The sequence below is a fragment of the Nocardia sp. NPDC003345 genome (genome assembly GCF_053589395.1).
Genome location: NZ_JBSFRU010000106.1, coordinates 1 through 17,870, shown reverse-complemented (window position 1 = coordinate 17,870; position 17,870 = coordinate 1). Strand labels below are relative to the sequence as shown.

Here is a 17,870-nt window from a genome sequence, read left to right as displayed (position 1 = left end):
GGCAAGGTCACCTTCCCACCTCGGCAGGCAAGGTCACCTTCCCACCTCGGCAGGCAAGGTCACCTTCCCACCTCGGCAGGCAGGGTCACCTTCCCACCTCGGTGGGTGGGGGTCACCTCCTCACCTTGGCGTGCAACCTCACCTCCCCAACCAGCAAGGGCCACAGGACTACGCCCGGTCAAAGCCTCCCGGTGATCTTGTCCGGCGTGATCCGCACCGCCACCCGAGGCCCGTCGTCGGCTGCTGCCGGGTTGAAGTCGGCGTAGCGTTTGCCGGTGTATTTGATCGACATCCGGTCGCCGATCAGCATGTCGGGGTCGGGGGTGAGGGTGGCGGTGCCGCGGATCTCCGCGTAGACGTAGGGGTTGTCCGGCGGCATGATCAGTACCGAGATTCGCGGATCGCGGGCCAGGTTCTTGCCTTGGACGCGGTCGGTGGTGGTGGAGTAGAGCAGTTCGTCGCCGTCGCGGTCGATCCAGGTGACGGTCAGATGCGGGTGTCCGTCGCGGCCGATGGTGGCCACGGTGACGTACAGCTTGGCGTCGTCGATGTATTTCTTGACGGTGTCGGGCAACGAGATAGCGGTCATGGTCACGGGCAACCCGAACCGTCGCGGGTTCATTCCGGCTCAGCCCGGCGGGTTCGCGCCCAGTTCTGCCAGCAGGAGTGCCATCAGCCCGGTTTCCTGGGTTTGGGCGGTGATCATTTCGCGTGCCGCTTGTTTCACCACGCCACCGGTGAGTAGCGCGTCGGCCACCCGGGCCATGGTGATTCCGCCCTCGTGATGGCGCTGCATGAGTTGCAGGAAGAGGATGCCGGCGAAGCGGCCGCGCGCCGCCGAGAGCGAATCGAGTTCGGCCTGGGTCGCCATGCCCGGCATGGCGGGCGTCCCGGGATCGTGCGCGGCATGGTGATCGTGGGTGCGCTCGGGCATCCAGGCCATGGGTTGCGGGCCGGTCGGCGGCGCGCCGGCCAGGCGTAGCCAGCCCAGCAGGGTGCCGATCTCCGAAAGCTGGGTGTCCTCGATCTGGCGGGCCAGGCCGAGGACGGCGGGGTCGGCGCCGGGGTCGAGCCGCTGGACCATCACCAGTGCCTGGTGGTGGTGGGCGGCCATATCCTGGATGAAACCGATTTCGGTGGCGGACAGGATGTCCGGGGCCGTCGGGTCGTCGACGAACAGTGGACGGATCGCCGCGCCCAGCACCAGCAGCACCCCGGCCGCCACCAGGACGGCTATTCCGCCGCGCAGGCGGGTCACGCGGGTTCTCCGGACCACCGGTAGCAGGCGGGTCCGCCGGGCCCGGGCGGGCCGCACCGATATCGCGTCGTCTTCATCGTCGGCCTCCCGCACACCACATCACCCCGGTTACCGGGGGATTATGGTCGGCGCCGCGCGTCCGCGCGGTGATACGCGGTGTTCTCGCAGGCCGGGGATCCGCCGAATCGGACCCGACCCGGACTGAAACACGTTACAGTTCCCGCACGCGGGCGGCCCGATGGCGTGTCACCGAGGCGATGGCGGGCCGGTCTCCGCGCCGAGGCCGGATGGCGTCAGGAGGACGATGATGCCCGACGATGTGAACCCCACCGAGCATATGCAGCTCACGACCAGCGAACGTGATCTGGACACGCTGGCCGGACAGCTCGCCGAGTGGCTGCGGCAACGAGTGGGGGCCGATGAGCCGCCGGTGATCACCGACCTGCAGCGACCACTCGCCGGTGGCCTGTCCAGCGCCTCGGTGCTGTTCGACGCGCGCTGGGAGGCCGGCGGCGAACCCGGCGAGGGTTCGTTCGTCGCGCGCATGATCCCGGAGGAAGGTGCCTTCCCGGTCTTCGAGAAATACGATCTGGAACTGCAGTACCGCGTGATCACGGAGGTGGCGGCCGCCACCGATGTCCCGGTACCGCGCCTGCGCTGGCTGGAGACCGGCAGCGCGGCCTGCGGCGCGCCCTTCTTCGTGATGGACCGGGTACAGGGCCGTATCCCCGGCGACAACCCGCCCTATGTCTTCGCCGGGTGGCTCTATGACGCCACCCCCGCCGAACGGGCCGAACTCACCCGCAGCACACTCGATATCCTAGCCCGAATCCACGCCCTGCCCGATCCGGCGGCGCGTTTCCCCGAATTAGACGGGCCGGGCACCGCGCTGCGCCGCCATATCGACGCCGACCGGGCCTGGTACACCTGGGCACTCGCCGACGACGGTTTCGAGATCCCGTTGATCGAGCGTGCTTTCGACTGGCTGGAGCGCAACTTCCCCGATGACCCGGGCCCGGAGGTACTGAGCTGGGGTGACGCCCGGCCGGGGAACATCATCTACGACGAATTCACGCCGATCGCCGTATTGGACTGGGAGATGGCGGCATTGGGTCCACGCGAGCTCGATCTCGCCTGGATGATCTTCCTGCACCGCTTCTTCCAGGACATCGCGACCGGTTTCGATTTTCCCGGGCTGCCCGACTTCCTGCGCCGCGACGAGGTGGTGGCGCACTACGAGCAGGTCAGCGGCCATACCGTCCGGGACCTGGACTTCTACCTCACCTATGCCGCGCTGCGGCACGCGATCGTCATGGCGCGGATCAAACGCCGGATGATCCATATGGGTGAAGACACCGCCCCGGCCGAGCGCGACGACTACATCATGCACCGCGCCACCCTGGAAGCCATGCTCGACGGCACCTACGGATGGGACTGAGATGAGCGAGACCACCGCCCACACGCCGGCCACCGCGCCGGGCCCCTTGGACGAGTATCCGATTCACCAGACACCGCTGCCCATCGCCCGGGCGGCGTCCAGTGACCGGAACTTCTACGACCGCAGCTATTTCAACGCGCACAACCGCGACGGCGCGCTCATGCTGGTGACCGGATTCGGGGTGTACCCGAATCTCGGTGTGGTCGACGCGTACGCGGCACTGCGCCACGGCGACGAGATCACCTCGGTGCGCTTCTCCGACGCCCGCACCGACCGGAGCCTGGATATGGCCGTGGGCGGGTATCGGATCGAGGTCGTGGAACCGCTGCGGCGGGTGCGGGTGGTATGCGAGCACGAGGATCTCGGACTGGACATCACCTGGACCGGCGCGTTCCCCGCGGTGCAGGAACAGGCGCACGTCATGCTGGCCGGGAATCGCCCGACGCTGGATGCCTCCCGGTTCGCCCAGGTCGGTGCGTGGGAGGGCACGATCGCGTTGCGCGGCGAGGATATCGCGGTCGATCCGGAGATCTGGACGGGTACCCGGGATCGATCCTGGGGTATCCGTCCCGTCGGCGAGGCCGAACCACCCGGCCGCGCTGCCGCGGAGGGGGCCGGCGGGTTCTGGTGGCTGTACGTCCCATTGCGTTTCGACGATTTCGCGGTGATCGTGATCATTCAGGAGAACCCGGACGGTTACCGCACCCTCAACGACGCCGTCCGGGTGTTCCCGGACGGATCGGTGGAGCAACTGGGGTGGCCCCGGATCACCATCGACTACCGGTCCGGCACCCGCCATCCCGAGAGCGCGAGCCTGGAACTGCGCACCCCCGACGGCAAACCGCTGACCATCGATGTCCGGACCGTCACCGGGATCCCGCTGCATATCGGCTGCGGTTACGGTGGCGATCCGGATTGGCAGCACGGGCAGTGGAAGGGCCGCGACTGGACCTGGGCCAACAGCTACGATCTGGCCGATCCGGCGATCGCCGGCCGGATCCCCTGGGGCGTCACCGACCATATCGCGCACGCACGCTGCGGGGACGCCGAGGGCTGGGGCCTGTTCGAGCACGCCAGCGTCGGACGCCACGACCCCACCGGGTTCGCGGACCTGCTCTCGGTCGCGCCGTAGGCATCGGGACCGAACCCCGACCCGCGCCCGTGGTCGTTTCGGTGCGGGCGGCGAATTCCCCGGCGTGACCTGTCGGCGGGGTCAGTAGGAGGCGGCGGTCGCCGCGACCACCACATCCCCCACCACCCGCCGGGGTACGAGCAGCGGCCCGCTCCCGGCGAGCAGCGCGGCGGCCTCGGCCACGCCCGGGATACCCACCGCCGCGACCACCCGCTCCGACGGGTTCGGCACCGGCACCCGTCCCAGCTGCTCGGCGGTATAGGCGCGCAGTGGCACGCCCAGCGCGGACGCGGCGCCGCGGACTCCCGGCTCGCCGGATCGGCGGTCCAGGGTGGCGAGGCAGGCGATCGGCCGCCCGGGGAGAACTTCCGCCAGCGCCGCCAGGATCCGGTCGGCGGAGAGGTCCGGGCGCAGACCCAGCCCGACCGCGAGGGTACCGGGCGGTGGCTCCGGGCCGGGACCGGTCCTTCGATCCCGGCGGGTCACCCGGCGCGGGCGGCGGTGGTCGTCCGCTGGTGTGCCCGGGCCGCGGCGACGAACCGGCCCACCGCGACCGGGTTCCCGGCCGGATGGGTGTGCAGATACGACGCGTGGACCCCGTGCACGAGCGCACCCTCGCGCATCTGCTCCCCGGCGCTGCGCCAGCCCCACGCGGACGCGGTGTCACCGGCGCGCACCAGCCGGGTCCGGTGGAATTCGTGGCCGCGTACCCGCTCCCCGGTCCGCCACAAGGCGGAATCGCCCAGCGCGACCGCCTCGCGGTACCCCAGGGTGAGCCGGGGCCCGAATTCGGCGACCGCGTCGACGACACCCGCCATCGGGTGGCCGTCCAGCGATTTCGTCAGATACAGCAGCCCGGCGCATTCCGCGTGAATGGGCAGCCCCCGGCGGGCCTGTTCCGCCACGGCGGTACGCAAGGCGGTATTGGCCGCGAGGGTTTCCGCGTGTTCCTCGGGGAACCCGCCCGGCAGCACGAGCCCGGTGGTACCGGGCGGCAGCCCGTCGCCGAGTGGATCGAACACCGCGACCTCGGCGCCCGCGGCGCACAGCAACTCGCGGTGCTCGGCGTACCCGAAGGTGAAGGCGGGACCACCGGCCATCGCCACCACCGGGCGGGCACCTTCCGGATCGCCGGGGCCGACGGCGATCTCGGCGTCGGCGTCCCACCGCGGCCCCGCGGCCGGCGGGACGGCCAGGGCCGCGACCGCCGCGAGATCGATATGCCGGGCCACCAGATCGGTCATGGCCTCGACCGCGCGGACCGCCGCGAGACCGTGCTCCACCGCGGGGATCAGGCCCAGATGCCGTGACGGCACCTCGAGTTCGGCCAGCCTGGGCAGCGCGCCCAGCACCGGCAGCCCGACCCGGTCGCAGGCCGCCCGCAGCACCTGTTCGTGACGCGGGCTGCCCACCCGGTTGAGGACGACCCCGCCGAGCCGCACCCCGGCGTCGAATGTCGCGAAGCCGTGCAGCAGCGCCGCCAGGCTCTGGCTGTGGCCGCGGGCATCGACCACCAGGATCACCGGCAGCCCCAGCAGACCGGCGACCTGGGCGGTGGAGCCCTCGGCGACCGGATCCACGCAGTGTTCGTCGATCCGGCCGTCGAACAGGCCCATCACCCCTTCGACCACCGCGATATCGCAGTCGCGGGCGCCGTGCCGGTACAGCGGCCCCACCCGCTCCCGGCCGGCCAGGACGGTATCGAGGTTGCGGCCGGGGCGGCCGGCGGCGAGTCCGTGATAGCCCGGGTCGATATAGTCCGGCCCCACCTTGAACGGCGCGACCCGGTGACCCGCCCGCCGCAGCGCGCCGATCAGACCGGTCGCGAGGGTGGTCTTACCGCTGCCGGACGCGGGGGCGGCCAGCACGATGCCGGGAGCGGTCGCGGTCATCCGGCGATGCCCGGCCGGCCGGACAGGCACTGCCGCCGGGAAGCTCCGGGCCCGCGGCGGCTCACCATTCGATACCCCGCTGCCCCTTGCGCCCGGCATCCATGGGGTGGCGCACCTTGGTCATCTCGGTGACCAGATCGGCGGCCTCGATCAGCGCGGCGGGGGCGTCGCGCCCGGTGATCACCACATGCTGGTTACCGGGCCGGGCGCGCAGGGTCTCGACGACCTCGTCCACGTCCACCCACCCCCACTTCAGCGGATAGGTGAATTCGTCCAGCACATAGAACCGGTGCTCCTGGGATTCGAGGCGCCGCGCGATCTCGCGCCAGCCGCTGTGGGCGGCCGCCGCGTGGTCGTCGTCGCTGCCCTGTTTCCGGGTCCACGACCAGCCCTCGCCCATCTTGTGCCATTGCACGGGGGCTCCGGCCCCGGTGTCGGTGTGCAGGCGGCCGAGTTCGCGGAATACGGCCTCCTCCCCCACTTTCCATTTGGCGCTCTTCACGAACTGGAACACAGCCAGGTCGAACCCCTGGTTCCAGGCCCGCAGCGCCATCCCGAAGGCGGCGGTGGACTTGCCCTTGCCGGGGCCGGTGTGGACGGCGAGTATCGGCTGATTACGCCGCTGCCGCGTGGTGAGCCCGTCGTCGGGCACATTCTCCGGCACCCCTTTGGGCATGTGGGTTCTCCTCGGTTCTCGTTCGTTGTGCGGGTTCGATCAGGCCGCCCGCGCGCCCGCCCCGGGGCCGCCGGCGCGGACCACATCCGCCACCGCGGCGCCGGTCAGCTCGGCCAGCCGGACCACCGGGCCGCGCAGTAGCGCCGCCAGTTCGCCGGCCAGCCCCAGCCGGATCATGCCGCGCTCGCAGTCGACGACCACGGAGGTGACAGCCGCGGCGGCGACCCGGGCGGCCGCGACCCGGGCCCGCGGCACCGGATCGGTACCGCCGGTCGCGCGGCCGTCGGTGAGCAGGACCAGCATCGGACGGCGCTGCGGATCGCGGACGCGCTCGCGCGCCACCACCTCGTACGCCTTGTTCAGGCCCGCCGCCAGCGGGGTCTTCCCGCCCGTGCGCAGGCCCGCCAGCCGCCGGACCGCGATATCGGTCGACGAGGTGGGCGGCAACACCAGTTCGGCCTCGCTGCCGCGCACCGAGATCACCGCGACCTTGTCCCGGCGCTGATAGGCGTCGCGCAGCAGCGTGACGATCGCCGATGTCACCGCCGCGAGCCGGTCCCGGGCGGCCATCGACCCGGAGGTGTCCACCACGAACACGACCAGATTGCCTTCGCGGCCCTCACGATAGGCACCCCGCAGATCCTGCGCGGCCAGCCGCAACGGCCCGGAACTGCGGCCGCGGGCCCACTGCTGCGGTGCGGCGGCGCGCAGGGTGCCGAGCAGATGCAGACCGGTGGACGGATCGGCGGTCGTGTTCACCACCCGGCCCTGCCGGGTCTGCGCACGGGAACGCCGCCCCGGCGCGCCCTCACCGACACCGGGGACCTCCCAGCGCGGCGGCGCCACCGGCGATGCCGCGGGCGTGGAGGTCCGGCCGGTCTGCCCGGAACCGCCGGACTTCCCGGGGTCACCGTTGTCCTGGCCCGCTTCGGGGGCGCCGCCGCCGGGCCCGTCGGGGTCGTCGTCGGGGCCGTCACCGTCGCGGTCGCCGGGGCCCGCCTCGGCGCGATCCTCGCCGGTCGGCGGCTCCGGCGGCTCGGCACGGTCGCCGTCGGCTTGGTCGGCGGCGTCGTTCATGGCGTCGTCGAGCTGTTCCTGGGTGATCCCCGGTTCGTCGAAGGGATCGCGACGGCGGCGGTGCGGTAGCGCGAGTTCGGCGGCGACCCGGACGTCCTCGGCGGTGACCGCGGTGCGGCCGCACCAGGCGGCGTGCGCGGTGGCGGTGCGGGCCACCACCAGGTCGCCGCGCATCCCGTCCACATCGAAGGACGCGCAGACCGCGGCGATCCGCCGCAGCTCCACATCGTCGAGCCCGACACCGGGCAGCAGGTCGCGCGCGGTGAGGATCTGCTCGGCGATCTCCGCGTCGGCGGGCGCGTAGTCCGCCGCGAAACCGGCCGGATCGGCCTCGTAGTCCAGACGGCGGCGTACCACCGCCATCCGGACGTCCACATCGCGAGAGGCGGCCACATCGACGGTGAGCCCGAACCGGTCCAGCAGCTGGGGCCGCAGTTCGCCCTCTTCGGGGTTCATCGTGCCCACCAGGACGAACCGCGCGGGATGCGAATGCGAGATACCGTCGCGTTCGATATGCACGCGTCCCATCGCGGCGGCGTCCAGCAGGACGTCCACCAGATGGTCGTGCAGCAGGTTGACCTCGTCCACGTACAGGACACCGTGATGGGCCGCGGCGAGCAGGCCGGGACGGAAGGCCTGTTCACCGTCGCGCAGCACCCGTTCCAGATCCAGTGACCCGACCACCCGGTCCTCGGTGGCGCCGACCGGCAGTTCCACCAGCCGCGCGGGCCGGGCGCCCGATTCGTCGACCACCGGCGGCAACAGCCGGGCCAGTGCCCGCACCACGGTCGATTTCGCGGTGCCCTTCTCGCCGCGGACCAGCACTCCACCGATCCCGGGGTGCACCGCGCACAGGATCAGCGCGAGTTGCAGCCGCTCCTGCCCCACGACGGCCGAAAACGGGAAGCCGGCCTCGGCACTCTCGGATGCGGGCGCGCGATGCGGGGTCCGGGCGATTTCGGTAGACGACACGGACCCACTCTAGGACGTGACGGGCAGGGATCCCGTGGACCCCTACCCCGTCGTCCGCCGCCGGGGCTGCGCGGTCAGCCCCGGCGCATCGGCACGTGGGCGACGCCGTCCTCGACGAACTCTTCCCCGTCGACCTCGAATCCGTGCTTGGTGTACAGGTCGATCAGGTAGGTCTGCGCGTTCAGGCGCACCGTATGCGACCCCGTCTCCGCCAGCGCGGCCTGTAGCAACCGGGTGGTGTAGCCGTGTCCCCGGGCCTCCACCGCGGTACACAGCCGGCCGATCCGGAAGGATTTGATCCCGTCGTCGTGCTCCTCGAGCAGCCGCAGGGTGGCGATCACCTCGCCCTCGTCGTCCAGCCACAGATGCCGGGTCTCCGGCAGCAGATCCTGCCCGTCCAGCTCCGGGTACGCGCACTTCTGCTCGACCACGAACACTTCGACCCGCAGCTTCAGCAGCTCGTAGAGGGTCGGGGTGTCCAGATCCTGCGCCCATGACCGTCGGAGTGCAACCGTTGACATCATCGCGCCTTGCTATCACACCTCGGCGCGAGATGCACGCGAACTCCCGCACCCCGTCCCACGGGCCGGAACACGGCGAACGGCCCGCGGGAGTGTTCCCGCGGGCCGCCCGTAGCGTATCGGTCAGGCGCCGGCCGCGACCGAGGCGTGCGCGCCGGTTTCGGTGAGCTGCAGTGTTTTACCGGTCCAGTCCCAGACCTCGGCGAACAGGCCCTGGTTCTCCGAGAGCTTCACACCCAGCGAGGGCACCATTTCCTTCAGTTTGGGCGTCCACGCGGCGTACTCGGCCGGGAAACACCGCTCGAGTACGTCGAGCATGGCGGTGACACAGGTCGAGGCGCCCGGCGAGGCCCCCAGCAGACCCGCGATGGACCCGTCCTCGGCGGCGATGACCGCGGTGCCCAGCTCCAGCACCCCGCCCGCGCCCTTGCGGCGGATCACCTGCACGCGCTGCCCGGCGGTGATGAGCTCCCAGTCGCGGCCCTCGGCGCGCGGTATGAACTCCTCCATCGTGTACACCCGGCCGGACTGCGATTTCATCAGCTCGGTGACCAGGTACTTGACCAGGCCCAGCTCGGTGACCCCGACACCCAGCATCGGCGCCAGATTGCCGGGCTTGATCGATTTGAACAGGTCGGCGTTGCTGCCGTCCTTGAGGAACTTCGGGGTCCAGCCGGCATACGGGCCGAACAGCAGTCCGGGCCGGCCCCTGATGACGCGGGTGTCCAGATGCGGGACCGACATCGGCGGCGCGCCGACCGCGGCCTTGCCGTACACCTTGGCCTCGTGCTTGCCGACCAGCTCCGGATTGGTACAGCGCAGGAACTGACCCGAGACCGGGAACCCGGCGAACCCGCGGATCTCCTTGATACCGGCCTTCTGCAGCAGCGGCAGCGCGCCGCCGCCCGCGCCGACGAAGACGAACTTGCTCTCGAGCGTGCGGGTCCGGCCGGTGCGGGTGTTGCGCACGGTGACCTTCCAGCTGCCGTCACGCTGCTTCTTCAGGTTGCGGACCTCGTGACCGAAGGCGATCTCACCGCCGCTGTAGCCGATATAGGCGAGCAGCTCCTTGGTCAGCGAACCGAAATCGATATCGGTACCCGCGGCGGTCCAGTTCAGCGCGATCGGATCGGAGAAGTCCCGCCCGCGGGCCATCAGCGGCAGCCGCCGGGAGAACTCGTCGGGATCGTCGATGTACTCCATACCCGGGAACAGCGGATGGGGCGCCAGCGCCTCGTACCGCTTGCGCAGGTACTCCACGTCGTCGGCACCGTGCACGAAACTGACGTGCGGAATGGGGTTGATGAAGCGGGACGGATCGCCCAGGATCCCGTTCTCCACCGCGTACGCCCAGAACTGCCGCGAGACCTGGAATCGCTCGTTGATATCGACGGCCTTGCCGATATCGACCGAACCGTCCGGCTTCTGCGGGCTGTAGTTCAGTTCGCACAGTGCCGAATGCCCGGTACCGGCGTTGTTCCACGGATCGCTGCTCTCGGCCGCGGCGGCATCCAGCCGCTCGAACACCGTGATCGACCAGTCCGGCTGCAGCTGACGCAGCAGCGCGCCGAGAGTGGCGCTCATGATGCCGGCACCGATGAGGACTACATCGGTCTTTTCAGTCTGGGCAGCGTTCGGCACGGGTGTTCGACTTCCTTGTCCTGGTGCGCGGTCGCGTATCCGGCGTCGGATGCGGACCGCTGGGGCACGGGCGCGTGTGCAGTTGTGTACGGGCGGCCGGACAAGCCCTCGCGGGCCCGGCCGAATGTAGGTTACCCGTCGTTCACTACTGCCAATTGTGCACCTCGACACGCGCGGAATCCGCAGCCAGGGCGGCGATTGTGACGTAGATTCCTCCGCTGGAGCGGTCTCGTCGGTCACATCCCGCCCGCCCGGTATGCCGCCGGTCGCCTAGATTGGACGACGTGACGAACGAATCCCGGGCCGATACCCGCGCGCCGGAACAGGCCGGGGACTGGCAACCGGATGTCCTCGGCGCGGGGTACGAATACCGCTCGCTGGAACTCGGGCCCGATCCCGACGGCGAGGGCGAAGCCGTCGCCACCCTGGTCCGTCATCTGCCGGACCACACCGGGGAGACCGGTGACGCGGTGCTCTATCTGCACGGGTTCACCGACTATTTCTTCCAGCGGCATGTGGCCGAGCACCTGACCGCCCGCGGACATCGCTTCTACGCCCTGGACCTGCGCAAATGCGGCCGGTCCCTGCGTCCCGGGCAGACCCCGCACTTCATCAGCGACCTGGCGCTCTACGACGCGGAACTGGACCGTTCGCTGCGCGTGATACGCGCCGAGACCGGGTCGGATGTGCTGATCGTGGCCCATTCCACCGGCGGCCTGGTCGCCTCGCTCTGGCTGGACCGCCTGCAGCGCGCGGGCGGTACCGCCGCGGCCGGGATCCGGGGCCTGATCCTGAACAGCCCCTGGTTCGACCTGCAGGGTCCCGCGTATTTCCGCACCGTCGGCACCCAGGTCATCAAAACCGTCGGCCGGTTCCGGGCCAAGTCGGCACTACCGCTCGGCAAATCCAGCGCCTACGGCGACAGCCTGCATCAGAGCGTGGCCGGGGAATGGGACTACGACCTGGACTGGAAGCCACGCCAGGGTTTCCCGGTGCGGGTCGGCTGGCTGCGCGCCATCCGGCTGGGCCAGGCGCGCCTGCATCGCGGCCTGGATATCGGTGTTCCCGCGCTCCTGCTGCGCTCCAAACTCACCAGGTTCGCGCGTGAATACGGTCCCGCCGTGGATGTCGCCGACGCGGTACTCGATGTCGCGCAGATCCAGCGCTGGTCGGGCTGTCTGGGCGATCGCACGAATATCGTGCCCATCGACGGCGCCCGCCACGATGTGTTCCTCTCGGCGGAGGGTCCCCGCGCGGAGGCGTTCCGGGAACTCGACAACTGGCTGGACTGGCTGGGCAGCGGCCCGGCACGACCGGTGTAGCCCGGCGTTCACCACATACTCGTACGCAACACGATCTCGGTGGCGAACTCCTGATCGGCCTCGGCGGCGACATTGTCGACGTCGATATCCACCACCCGGAACTCGCCGTACACATGACGCCCGGAGGTATCGGCCACCTGCCGGGACAGCCCCTTGGTCACCAGGACGGTGGTGGGCAGCTCCACCGGCGGACAGGCCGGTTCCAGAACCGCGCCGGCGCCGTCGGGTACCGCCGGATGACCGCGGTCGGCGACGACCAGGCTGACGAACCGGCCGAAGCCCGTCGCGCAGACCTGCCAGGCCACGGTGGCGCCGGCCCCGCGGCCGGCGACATTCACCCAGGACACCCCGAGTTCGTCGAGCACGGCGTATACGCCCTGGGTGTCGAGACCGTCCGCGGTCTCGAAAACGATGGTCCGCAGATCGGAGCTGTGCAGCCGTGCGCACACCCGGTCGTACACATCCGGCGAATCGCCGGAATCGGGTAGCAGCAACACACTGTGCTGGGTCACCGGCCCGTCCACCCGTACCGTCCAGCCCCGGTCACCGAACGCGATGCGCCGAGATTCCATGGCGCTTGACGCTACACCGCCGACCCGGGGCATGGGGCGGCCGCCGGCAAACCGCCCGGCGATCGTGACCCGGGTGGGTCCGGCCCGGGATCGACCGCCCGCGCCGGTCCGTCAGCGCACCCCGGACAACGCGGTGACGGTGGAGGTCACCACCGGCAGCCCGGCCGGAGCGCCCGCGCCGAGCAACCGTTCCAATCCGGCCACATCGAGATGCTCGGTGACCAGATCGGCGAGCAGATCGAGCTGGGCGGCGCGGACCGCGGCCACCCGGGTCGCCGGTGCGACGGTGAACCCCGTACGGCCGGCCCGGTGCGCTACCTCGGTGAGCCAGGCGCGGCGGAATTCATCCGATTCCAGCAGTCCGTGCAGGTGGGTGCCCCAGATCGCGGCGCGCACGCTGCCCTCGTCCGTGCCGCCGGCCGACGCGCGGTCGGACGGCGCCGCGGCAGCCGGCTCCGGCGCGGCCCGCCCGGTGATGCGCAACCACGGCCGTTCGGCCGTACGGCGCACCAGGCCGTGATGGATTTCGTATCCGGCCGCCGCGATATCCGCCGTCCCGCCCGCGCCCTCGGCGCCCGTGGCGGTGCTGCGGCAGAGGGTCTTGCGCGCGGCGAATTCGATGTCCAGGTCCAGCAGCCCCAGCCCGGCGACTTCCCCGGCCCCGGATTCCACCGGGTCCACGATCCGGCGCCCGAGCATCTGGTAGCCGCCGCAGATCCCGAGGATCGGCCGGCCCGCGGCCGCCCGGCGCAGCAGCGCCTCGGCCATTCCGGTGCGCCGCAACCAGCTCAGATCGTCGACCGTCGCCTTGCTGCCGGGCAGCACGGCCAGATCGGCATCCGCCAGCCCGGAGGGGTCGTCGACCCACCGCACGGCCACACCCGGCTCGCAGGCGAGCGCCTCCACATCGGTCGAATTGGAGATCCGCGGCAACCGGACCGCGGCGACCGTGAGCCATTCCCCGCCCACCGGGGGCGCGGGGCGGCCCACCTGGGCCCCCGCCACGGTTCCCAGCGAATCCTCGGCGTCGAGCCACAGATCATCACGGAAGGGCAGGACGCCGAGGGTGGGGCGGCCGGTGAGCGCGGCCAGCCGGTCCAGACCCGGCCGCAGCAGTTCCACATCGCCCCGGAACTTGTTGACCACGAACCCCGCGATCAACCGTTGGTCCGCGGGCTCGAGGACAGCGAGGGTGCCGAACAGATGCGCCAGCACCCCGCCCCGGTCGATATCACCGACCACCAGCACCGGCAGATCGGCGGCCCGGGCCAGGCCCATATTCGCGAGATCCGTCGCGCGCAGGTTGATCTCGGCCGGTGATCCGGCGCCCTCGCAGATCACCACATCGAATTCGGCGCGCAGCGCGGCGAGTTCGGCCGCCACCACCTCGCGCAACCGGGTGCGGTGGGTGAAATAGTCGGCGGCCCCGACGGTGTCGACCACCCGGCCACGTACCACCAGTTGCGACCGCCGGTCGCTACCCGGTTTCAGCAGGACCGGATTGAATCGGACGCTCGGCTCCAGCCCACAGGCCTGCGCCTGCAGCGCCTGGGCCCGGCCGATCTCTCCGCCGTCCAGGGTGACGACCGAGTTGTTGGACATGTTCTGCGCCTTGAACGGCGCCACCCGCACGCCCCGCCTCGCCAGCATGCGGCAGATTCCGGCGACCAGGACGCTCTTACCGGCATCGGAGGTCGTGCCGGCGATCAGCAGCGCGCCGCCGGGCCGGGTCACGGCAGCGTCAGGATCTCGGCCCCGCTGTCGGTGACCACCAGCGTGTGCTCGAACTGGGCCGTCCACTTACGGTCCTTGGTGACCACGGTCCAGCCGTCGTCCCAGATGTCGTAGTCGATCCCGCCCAGGTTGATCATCGGCTCGATGGTGAAGGTCATTCCCGGTTCGATGATCGAATCGACCGCGGGCTGGTCGTAGTGCAGGATCACCAGACCACTGTGGAAGGTCGGGCCGACCCCGTGGCCGGTGAAATCCCGGACGACCCCGTAGCCGAAGCGGTTGGCATAGGACTCGATCACCCGGCCGATCACATTGAGCGCGCGCCCCGGACGGACCGCCTTGATGGCCCGGGCGGTCGCCTCCCGCGTCCGTTCCACCAGCAGCCGCACCTCTTCGTCGACCTCTCCGGCCAGAAAGGTGGCGTTGGTATCGCCGTGCACCCCGTGAATGAAGGCGGTGACATCGATATTGACGATATCGCCGTCCTCGATCACCGTGCTGTCCGGAATGCCGTGGCAGATCACCTCGTTGAGCGAGGTGCAGCACGATTTCGGGAACCCCTTGTAGCCGAGGGTGGAGGGGTAGGCGCCGTGATCGCACATGTACTCGTGCGCGATCCGGTCCAGTTCGTCGGTGCTCACGCCGGGCGCCACCGCCTTACCGGCTTCGGCCAGCGCCTGCGCGGCGATCTTCCCCGCGATCCGCATCTTCTCGATCGTCTCGGGGGTCTGCACCCAGGGCTCGGAACCCTCCTGGGCCGTTTTCTTCCAGACGTACTCCGGCCGTTCGATCGCACGGGGGACCTCGCGGATCGGGGTGGGAGTTCCGGGGAGCAGCGGCTGGCGGGTACGCACGGACATGGGTTCAGAGTAGTCGGCGCGGTCCCCGGGCCGCCGGTAACGTCCCGGCGACCGCGGCGCCGGAACCGTGGAGGTCCTCCGGCGACCGGCGGACCCCTGGCTCAGCGCCGGCGGCCCGCGGTGCTCATCTCGAAGGCGACCCGGTCCCCGCGATAGAGCGCCGCGACCCGTTCGATGGGCCGGCCCTCGGTATCGATACCGCGGCGGACCACCCGGAACAAGGGCACCGACGGCCGGCAGCCCAGCAGGCCCGCTTCCCGCGGCGCGGCCAGTACCGTCTCGATCCGTTCGGTCGAACCGCCGTATTCGACACCGGACCCGCCGATGGTCGCCGACAGCGAACCGGCCGGATCGAAACCCGCGCGCAGCCAGCCGAAACGGTCGAGGGACAGATCCGTTCGCTCCAGCGCGATCGGCTCCCCGTCGGCATGCAGCAGCCGTTCCAGCGTCATGATCGGGGTCTGTGGCGGCAGATCGAGATCGCGGGCGACCTCCGCGTCGGCCAGACCGTCCACCCAGGACAGCAGGCTGCGCACCACCCCCGCGCTCTCCTCGCCGGTGGGTTCGGTCGTGAGCGGGCGGACCACCTTCGGCCGGGCCAGCACGGTTCCGCGGCCCTGCCGGCGTATCCGGCCCTCCACCGCCAGATCCCGGAGCGCGTGGCGGACGGTTTCGCGGGCCACTCCGAAACGCCCGGCCAGTTCGCGTTCCGCGGGAACCCGGTCGCCGGGCCGTAGCTCACCCAGCATGGTGTCGATCTCGGCGCGTACCCGATAGACCTTCGACGGCGCCGGTACCCCGGCCGGCGCCGAGGTTTCGGCCAGCACGGCCGACAGCGCGCCGTAGTCGTCGCGCGTCGATACGGTACTTCCGCTGCCATCCCGCTGCCCCATGGCAGAACTACCTCCCATTGGCCCGCTCCCTCACGTTAACCAGGCATTCGCCGCCGGGTCACGCTATGGTCCGGTCCATTCGACATCCCATGGTCGCTCCCGGCGGGTGCCGGAGGGTCCGCGTCCAGTGGACTGAACACTCCGCCGGGTCCGCGAACCCTTACTGCACCGGTAACCGGCGCCGACCGCCTGCCACCTCGGCGATCAAATCGGTGTATCCGTCGACGAGTTCGGCCAGGTGATACCAGTGCCGATGGGTGCGGTCGCTGCGCACCCCGTCGTCCTCGATGGCCCGGTTGGCCGCGACCCAGCTGTTCGCCATCCGGTCGATGACCGCACCGAGGCTCTCGGTGTGCAGCGAGGCGCCGTTGCGGTGCTGCGGCATCTTCCGGGTGATCCAGGCGTTGATATCTTCCACGAGTTCGCTTCGGCGACTGTCTATCTCGGCGATCTCGGCCATATCCCGAACCTGCGCGCGGCGCTTGTGTAGTTCGACCAGCGCGTGCGCGAAACGCAGTAACACGCGCTCCTGCACCCGTCTTCCCTGGAATGCGCACAGCAGTTGCGGCGCGGTCGGCAGGCTCCCCAGAGTGGGCGCGCTCATCGGCGCCCCTCGAACTCACCCGGCACCATCACACTCTGCACCAACATGATCGGCTCTCGATTCGGTTTTCCCGGACATCGGATCGTTGTTCACAACAAGGCTAGCTGGATCATGCTCTTACAGATGCAAGAACACAAGACTTCGGTACGCAATGTTGCGAACAGCGTCATGCGCAAGCCTAACGACCCTTTTCACGGAACCACGGCGCGGTCCCCGTCGAAAACGCATACCCGCCAAGCTCGTTCCCGACGGTGGTCCGAATCCGCGCCGCGCCGAACGTTACCCGCCACCACCGGCGAACCCGGCGCGACGACGCCTTACGCGACCACATCGAAACCGTGCCGAGACCAACCCGCGCCGCACCGGGGAAACCATACCGAACCCTATGGTCGCGCGGGGAAGTCACCCCGGCGCCCGCGCCGCGGGAGTGCCGCCGCCGAACCCGGCTGCACCCGAACCCTTTTCGCACGCTCGGTCCTGCGAACCGGGCCACGGCCCCGGTGACCGCCGGCCCACCGATGGCGATTGCCCAATATTTGCCACAACTGCCGAATGGGCATACGCTCCGGTCGTTTCCGTGCCGGACCGCGTGCGCGTGCACCGGCACCCGGCGTGACCGGCTGCTGCCGCCACCGTGTCATGGGGTATGGATTCTGTGCAGGAATGCCGACAAGGATGTGGATTCATGAGCACTGACGCCGACCCCCGGACCGCCGCCGTGAAACGGGCCGCCGCGCTCACCGGCCCGGGCGGGCCGTTCGAGATGTCGGTCGGCGAGGTGCTGGGCGCCCCGCTTCCGGTATTCCGCCACCGGCGCCGCTCCCTGCGCGAACTCCTCGATGCCTCGCGGGCCTGGGGTGAGCGCGACTATCTGGTCACCGACCGGACCCGTCTCTCCTTCACCGAACACGCGGCCGCCGCGCACTCCCTGGCCCTGGCCCTGGCCGGCCGGTACGGAGTGGGCCGGGGCGACCGCATCGGCATCCTGGCCGCCAACACCCCGGAGTGGGTGATCACCTTCTGGGCGGCCCAGTGCCTGGGCGCGGTCGCCGTCGCCTACAACGCCTGGTGGGCCGCTCCGGAAATCGCCTACGGACTCGCCCACACCGAACCCGCGGTACTGGTCGCCGATGCCCGGCGCGCGGCACTCGCGGCCGAGGCCGGAATCCCCGTGCCGGTACTCACCATGGAAGACGACCTGCCCGCGCTGATCGGGAACCATCCGGGCGAGGCCCCGGCCGTGGCGGTCGACGAGGACGATCCGGCCGTGGTGCTCTA

At 70.4% G+C, this 17,870-nt stretch carries 17 protein-coding genes; 4 read left to right on the top strand and 13 right to left on the bottom strand.

All coding sequences use genetic code 11. The features are described 5' to 3' along the window. Nucleotides 1-178: 178 nt before the first annotated feature. Both ACWDU1_RS14485 and ACWDU1_RS14480 read right to left on the bottom strand, forming a co-directional pair. A complete protein-coding gene (locus tag ACWDU1_RS14485) occupies nt 179-589 on the bottom strand; it encodes a PPOX class F420-dependent oxidoreductase (protein WP_449998707.1) in 411 nt (136 codons plus the stop codon). Between the two features lie 39 nt (nt 590-628). Beyond that, complete coding sequence (locus ACWDU1_RS14480) at nt 629-1,258, bottom strand: DUF305 domain-containing protein (protein WP_449998705.1); 630 nt, start codon at nt 1,256-1,258, stop codon at nt 629-631. 307 nt (nt 1,259-1,565) lie between these two features. Here ACWDU1_RS14480 and ACWDU1_RS14475 point away from each other — a divergent pair, with 307 nt between their 5' ends. Together ACWDU1_RS14475 and ACWDU1_RS14470 are read left to right on the top strand one after the other, a co-directional pair. Continuing rightward, entirely contained in the window at nt 1,566-2,696 is a 1,131-nt protein-coding gene (locus ACWDU1_RS14475; protein WP_449998701.1) for a phosphotransferase family protein, read from the top strand. A 1-nt stretch (nt 2,697) separates the two neighbouring features. Then, nucleotides 2,698-3,828: a hypothetical protein gene (locus tag ACWDU1_RS14470; protein ID WP_449998699.1), complete on the top strand. Its 1,131-nt coding sequence runs from the start codon at nt 2,698-2,700 to the stop codon at nt 3,826-3,828. Nucleotides 3,829-3,909: 81 nt separating this feature from the next. Here the strand turns inward: ACWDU1_RS14470 and ACWDU1_RS14465 are convergent, their stop codons facing one another. The 6 genes from ACWDU1_RS14465 to mqo form a co-directional block, all read right to left on the bottom strand. Next, nucleotides 3,910-4,314: a cobalamin biosynthesis protein gene (locus tag ACWDU1_RS14465; RefSeq protein ID WP_449998697.1), complete on the bottom strand. Its 405-nt coding sequence runs from the start codon at nt 4,312-4,314 to the stop codon at nt 3,910-3,912. Beyond that, nucleotides 4,311-5,720, bottom strand: coding sequence for a cobyrinate a,c-diamide synthase (locus ACWDU1_RS14460; protein WP_449998696.1), 1,410 nt, complete (start codon nt 5,718-5,720; stop codon nt 4,311-4,313). The genes ACWDU1_RS14465 and ACWDU1_RS14460 overlap by 4 nt, the downstream gene beginning before the upstream one ends. Nucleotides 5,721-5,781: 61 nt before the next feature. Next, on the bottom strand, nt 5,782-6,396 hold the full coding sequence (gene cobO, locus ACWDU1_RS14455) for a cob(I)yrinic acid a,c-diamide adenosyltransferase (RefSeq protein WP_449998695.1): 615 nt from the start codon (nt 6,394-6,396) through the stop codon (nt 5,782-5,784). Nucleotides 6,397-6,435: 39 nt separating this feature from the next. Continuing rightward, on the bottom strand, nt 6,436-8,430 hold the full coding sequence (locus ACWDU1_RS14450; protein WP_449998704.1) for a magnesium chelatase subunit D family protein: 1,995 nt from the start codon (nt 8,428-8,430) through the stop codon (nt 6,436-6,438). A gap of 89 nt (nt 8,431-8,519) precedes the next feature. Beyond that, complete coding sequence (locus ACWDU1_RS14445) at nt 8,520-8,969, bottom strand: GNAT family N-acetyltransferase (RefSeq protein ID WP_449998694.1); 450 nt, start codon at nt 8,967-8,969, stop codon at nt 8,520-8,522. A 120-nt stretch (nt 8,970-9,089) separates the two neighbouring features. Continuing rightward, nucleotides 9,090-10,550: a malate dehydrogenase (quinone) gene (mqo, locus tag ACWDU1_RS14440; protein ID WP_449998693.1), complete on the bottom strand. Its 1,461-nt coding sequence runs from the start codon at nt 10,548-10,550 to the stop codon at nt 9,090-9,092. A 341-nt stretch (nt 10,551-10,891) separates the two neighbouring features. On the opposite strand from mqo, the gene ACWDU1_RS14435 reads away from it, so the two are divergent. Then, nucleotides 10,892-11,929 (top strand): alpha/beta hydrolase, encoded by a 1,038-nt coding sequence (locus ACWDU1_RS14435; protein WP_449998692.1) that lies wholly within the window; start codon nt 10,892-10,894, stop codon nt 11,927-11,929. An 8-nt stretch (nt 11,930-11,937) separates the two neighbouring features. Here the strand turns inward: ACWDU1_RS14435 and ACWDU1_RS14430 are convergent, their stop codons facing one another. The 5 genes from ACWDU1_RS14430 to ACWDU1_RS14410 form a co-directional block, all read right to left on the bottom strand. Then, complete coding sequence (locus tag ACWDU1_RS14430; protein WP_449998691.1) at nt 11,938-12,501, bottom strand: alpha/beta hydrolase; 564 nt, start codon at nt 12,499-12,501, stop codon at nt 11,938-11,940. 111 nt (nt 12,502-12,612) lie between these two features. Continuing rightward, complete coding sequence (locus ACWDU1_RS14425) at nt 12,613-14,235, bottom strand: cobyric acid synthase (RefSeq protein ID WP_449998690.1); 1,623 nt, start codon at nt 14,233-14,235, stop codon at nt 12,613-12,615. Continuing rightward, the gene (gene map / locus ACWDU1_RS14420) at nt 14,232-15,095 is read right to left on the bottom strand and encodes a type I methionyl aminopeptidase (RefSeq protein WP_449998688.1); all 864 of its coding nucleotides are present in this window, start codon (nt 15,093-15,095) and stop codon (nt 14,232-14,234) included. Before map ends, ACWDU1_RS14425 begins: the two co-directional genes overlap by 4 nt. A gap of 101 nt (nt 15,096-15,196) precedes the next feature. Next, complete coding sequence (locus tag ACWDU1_RS14415) at nt 15,197-15,844, bottom strand: GntR family transcriptional regulator (protein WP_449998702.1); 648 nt, start codon at nt 15,842-15,844, stop codon at nt 15,197-15,199. A gap of 304 nt (nt 15,845-16,148) precedes the next feature. Continuing rightward, nucleotides 16,149-16,592 (bottom strand): DUF4254 domain-containing protein, encoded by a 444-nt coding sequence (locus ACWDU1_RS14410; RefSeq protein WP_449998686.1) that lies wholly within the window; start codon nt 16,590-16,592, stop codon nt 16,149-16,151. 685 nt (nt 16,593-17,277) lie between these two features. Between ACWDU1_RS14410 and ACWDU1_RS14405 the strand changes: the two genes are divergently transcribed. Then, nucleotides 17,278-17,870 (top strand): AMP-binding protein (locus tag ACWDU1_RS14405; RefSeq protein WP_449998685.1); only part of this gene is annotated, 593 nt, incomplete at its 3' end.

What these genes read in the sequence shown, in the direction of transcription:
- ACWDU1_RS14475 (WP_449998701.1), top strand. Translation starts at nt 1,566, where the DNA reads ATGCCCGACGATGTGAACCCCACCGAGCATATGCAGCTCACGACCAGC.
- cobO (WP_449998695.1), bottom strand. Translation starts at nt 6,396, where the DNA reads ATGCCCAAAGGGGTGCCGGAGAATGTGCCCGACGACGGGCTCACCACG.
- ACWDU1_RS14445 (WP_449998694.1), bottom strand. Translation starts at nt 8,969, where the DNA reads ATGATGTCAACGGTTGCACTCCGACGGTCATGGGCGCAGGATCTGGAC.
- ACWDU1_RS14415 (WP_449998702.1), bottom strand. Translation starts at nt 15,844, where the DNA reads ATGCTGGGTGAGCTACGGCCCGGCGACCGGGTTCCCGCGGAACGCGAA.
- ACWDU1_RS14485 (WP_449998707.1), bottom strand. Translation starts at nt 589, where the DNA reads ATGACCGCTATCTCGTTGCCCGACACCGTCAAGAAATACATCGACGAC.
- ACWDU1_RS14470 (WP_449998699.1), top strand. Translation starts at nt 2,698, where the DNA reads ATGAGCGAGACCACCGCCCACACGCCGGCCACCGCGCCGGGCCCCTTG.
- mqo (WP_449998693.1), bottom strand. Translation starts at nt 10,550, where the DNA reads ATGAGCGCCACTCTCGGCGCGCTGCTGCGTCAGCTGCAGCCGGACTGG.
- ACWDU1_RS14460 (WP_449998696.1), bottom strand. Translation starts at nt 5,720, where the DNA reads ATGACCGCGACCGCTCCCGGCATCGTGCTGGCCGCCCCCGCGTCCGGC.
- ACWDU1_RS14430 (WP_449998691.1), bottom strand. Translation starts at nt 12,501, where the DNA reads ATGGAATCTCGGCGCATCGCGTTCGGTGACCGGGGCTGGACGGTACGG.
- map (WP_449998688.1), bottom strand. Translation starts at nt 15,095, where the DNA reads ATGTCCGTGCGTACCCGCCAGCCGCTGCTCCCCGGAACTCCCACCCCG.
- ACWDU1_RS14410 (WP_449998686.1), bottom strand. Translation starts at nt 16,592, where the DNA reads ATGAGCGCGCCCACTCTGGGGAGCCTGCCGACCGCGCCGCAACTGCTG.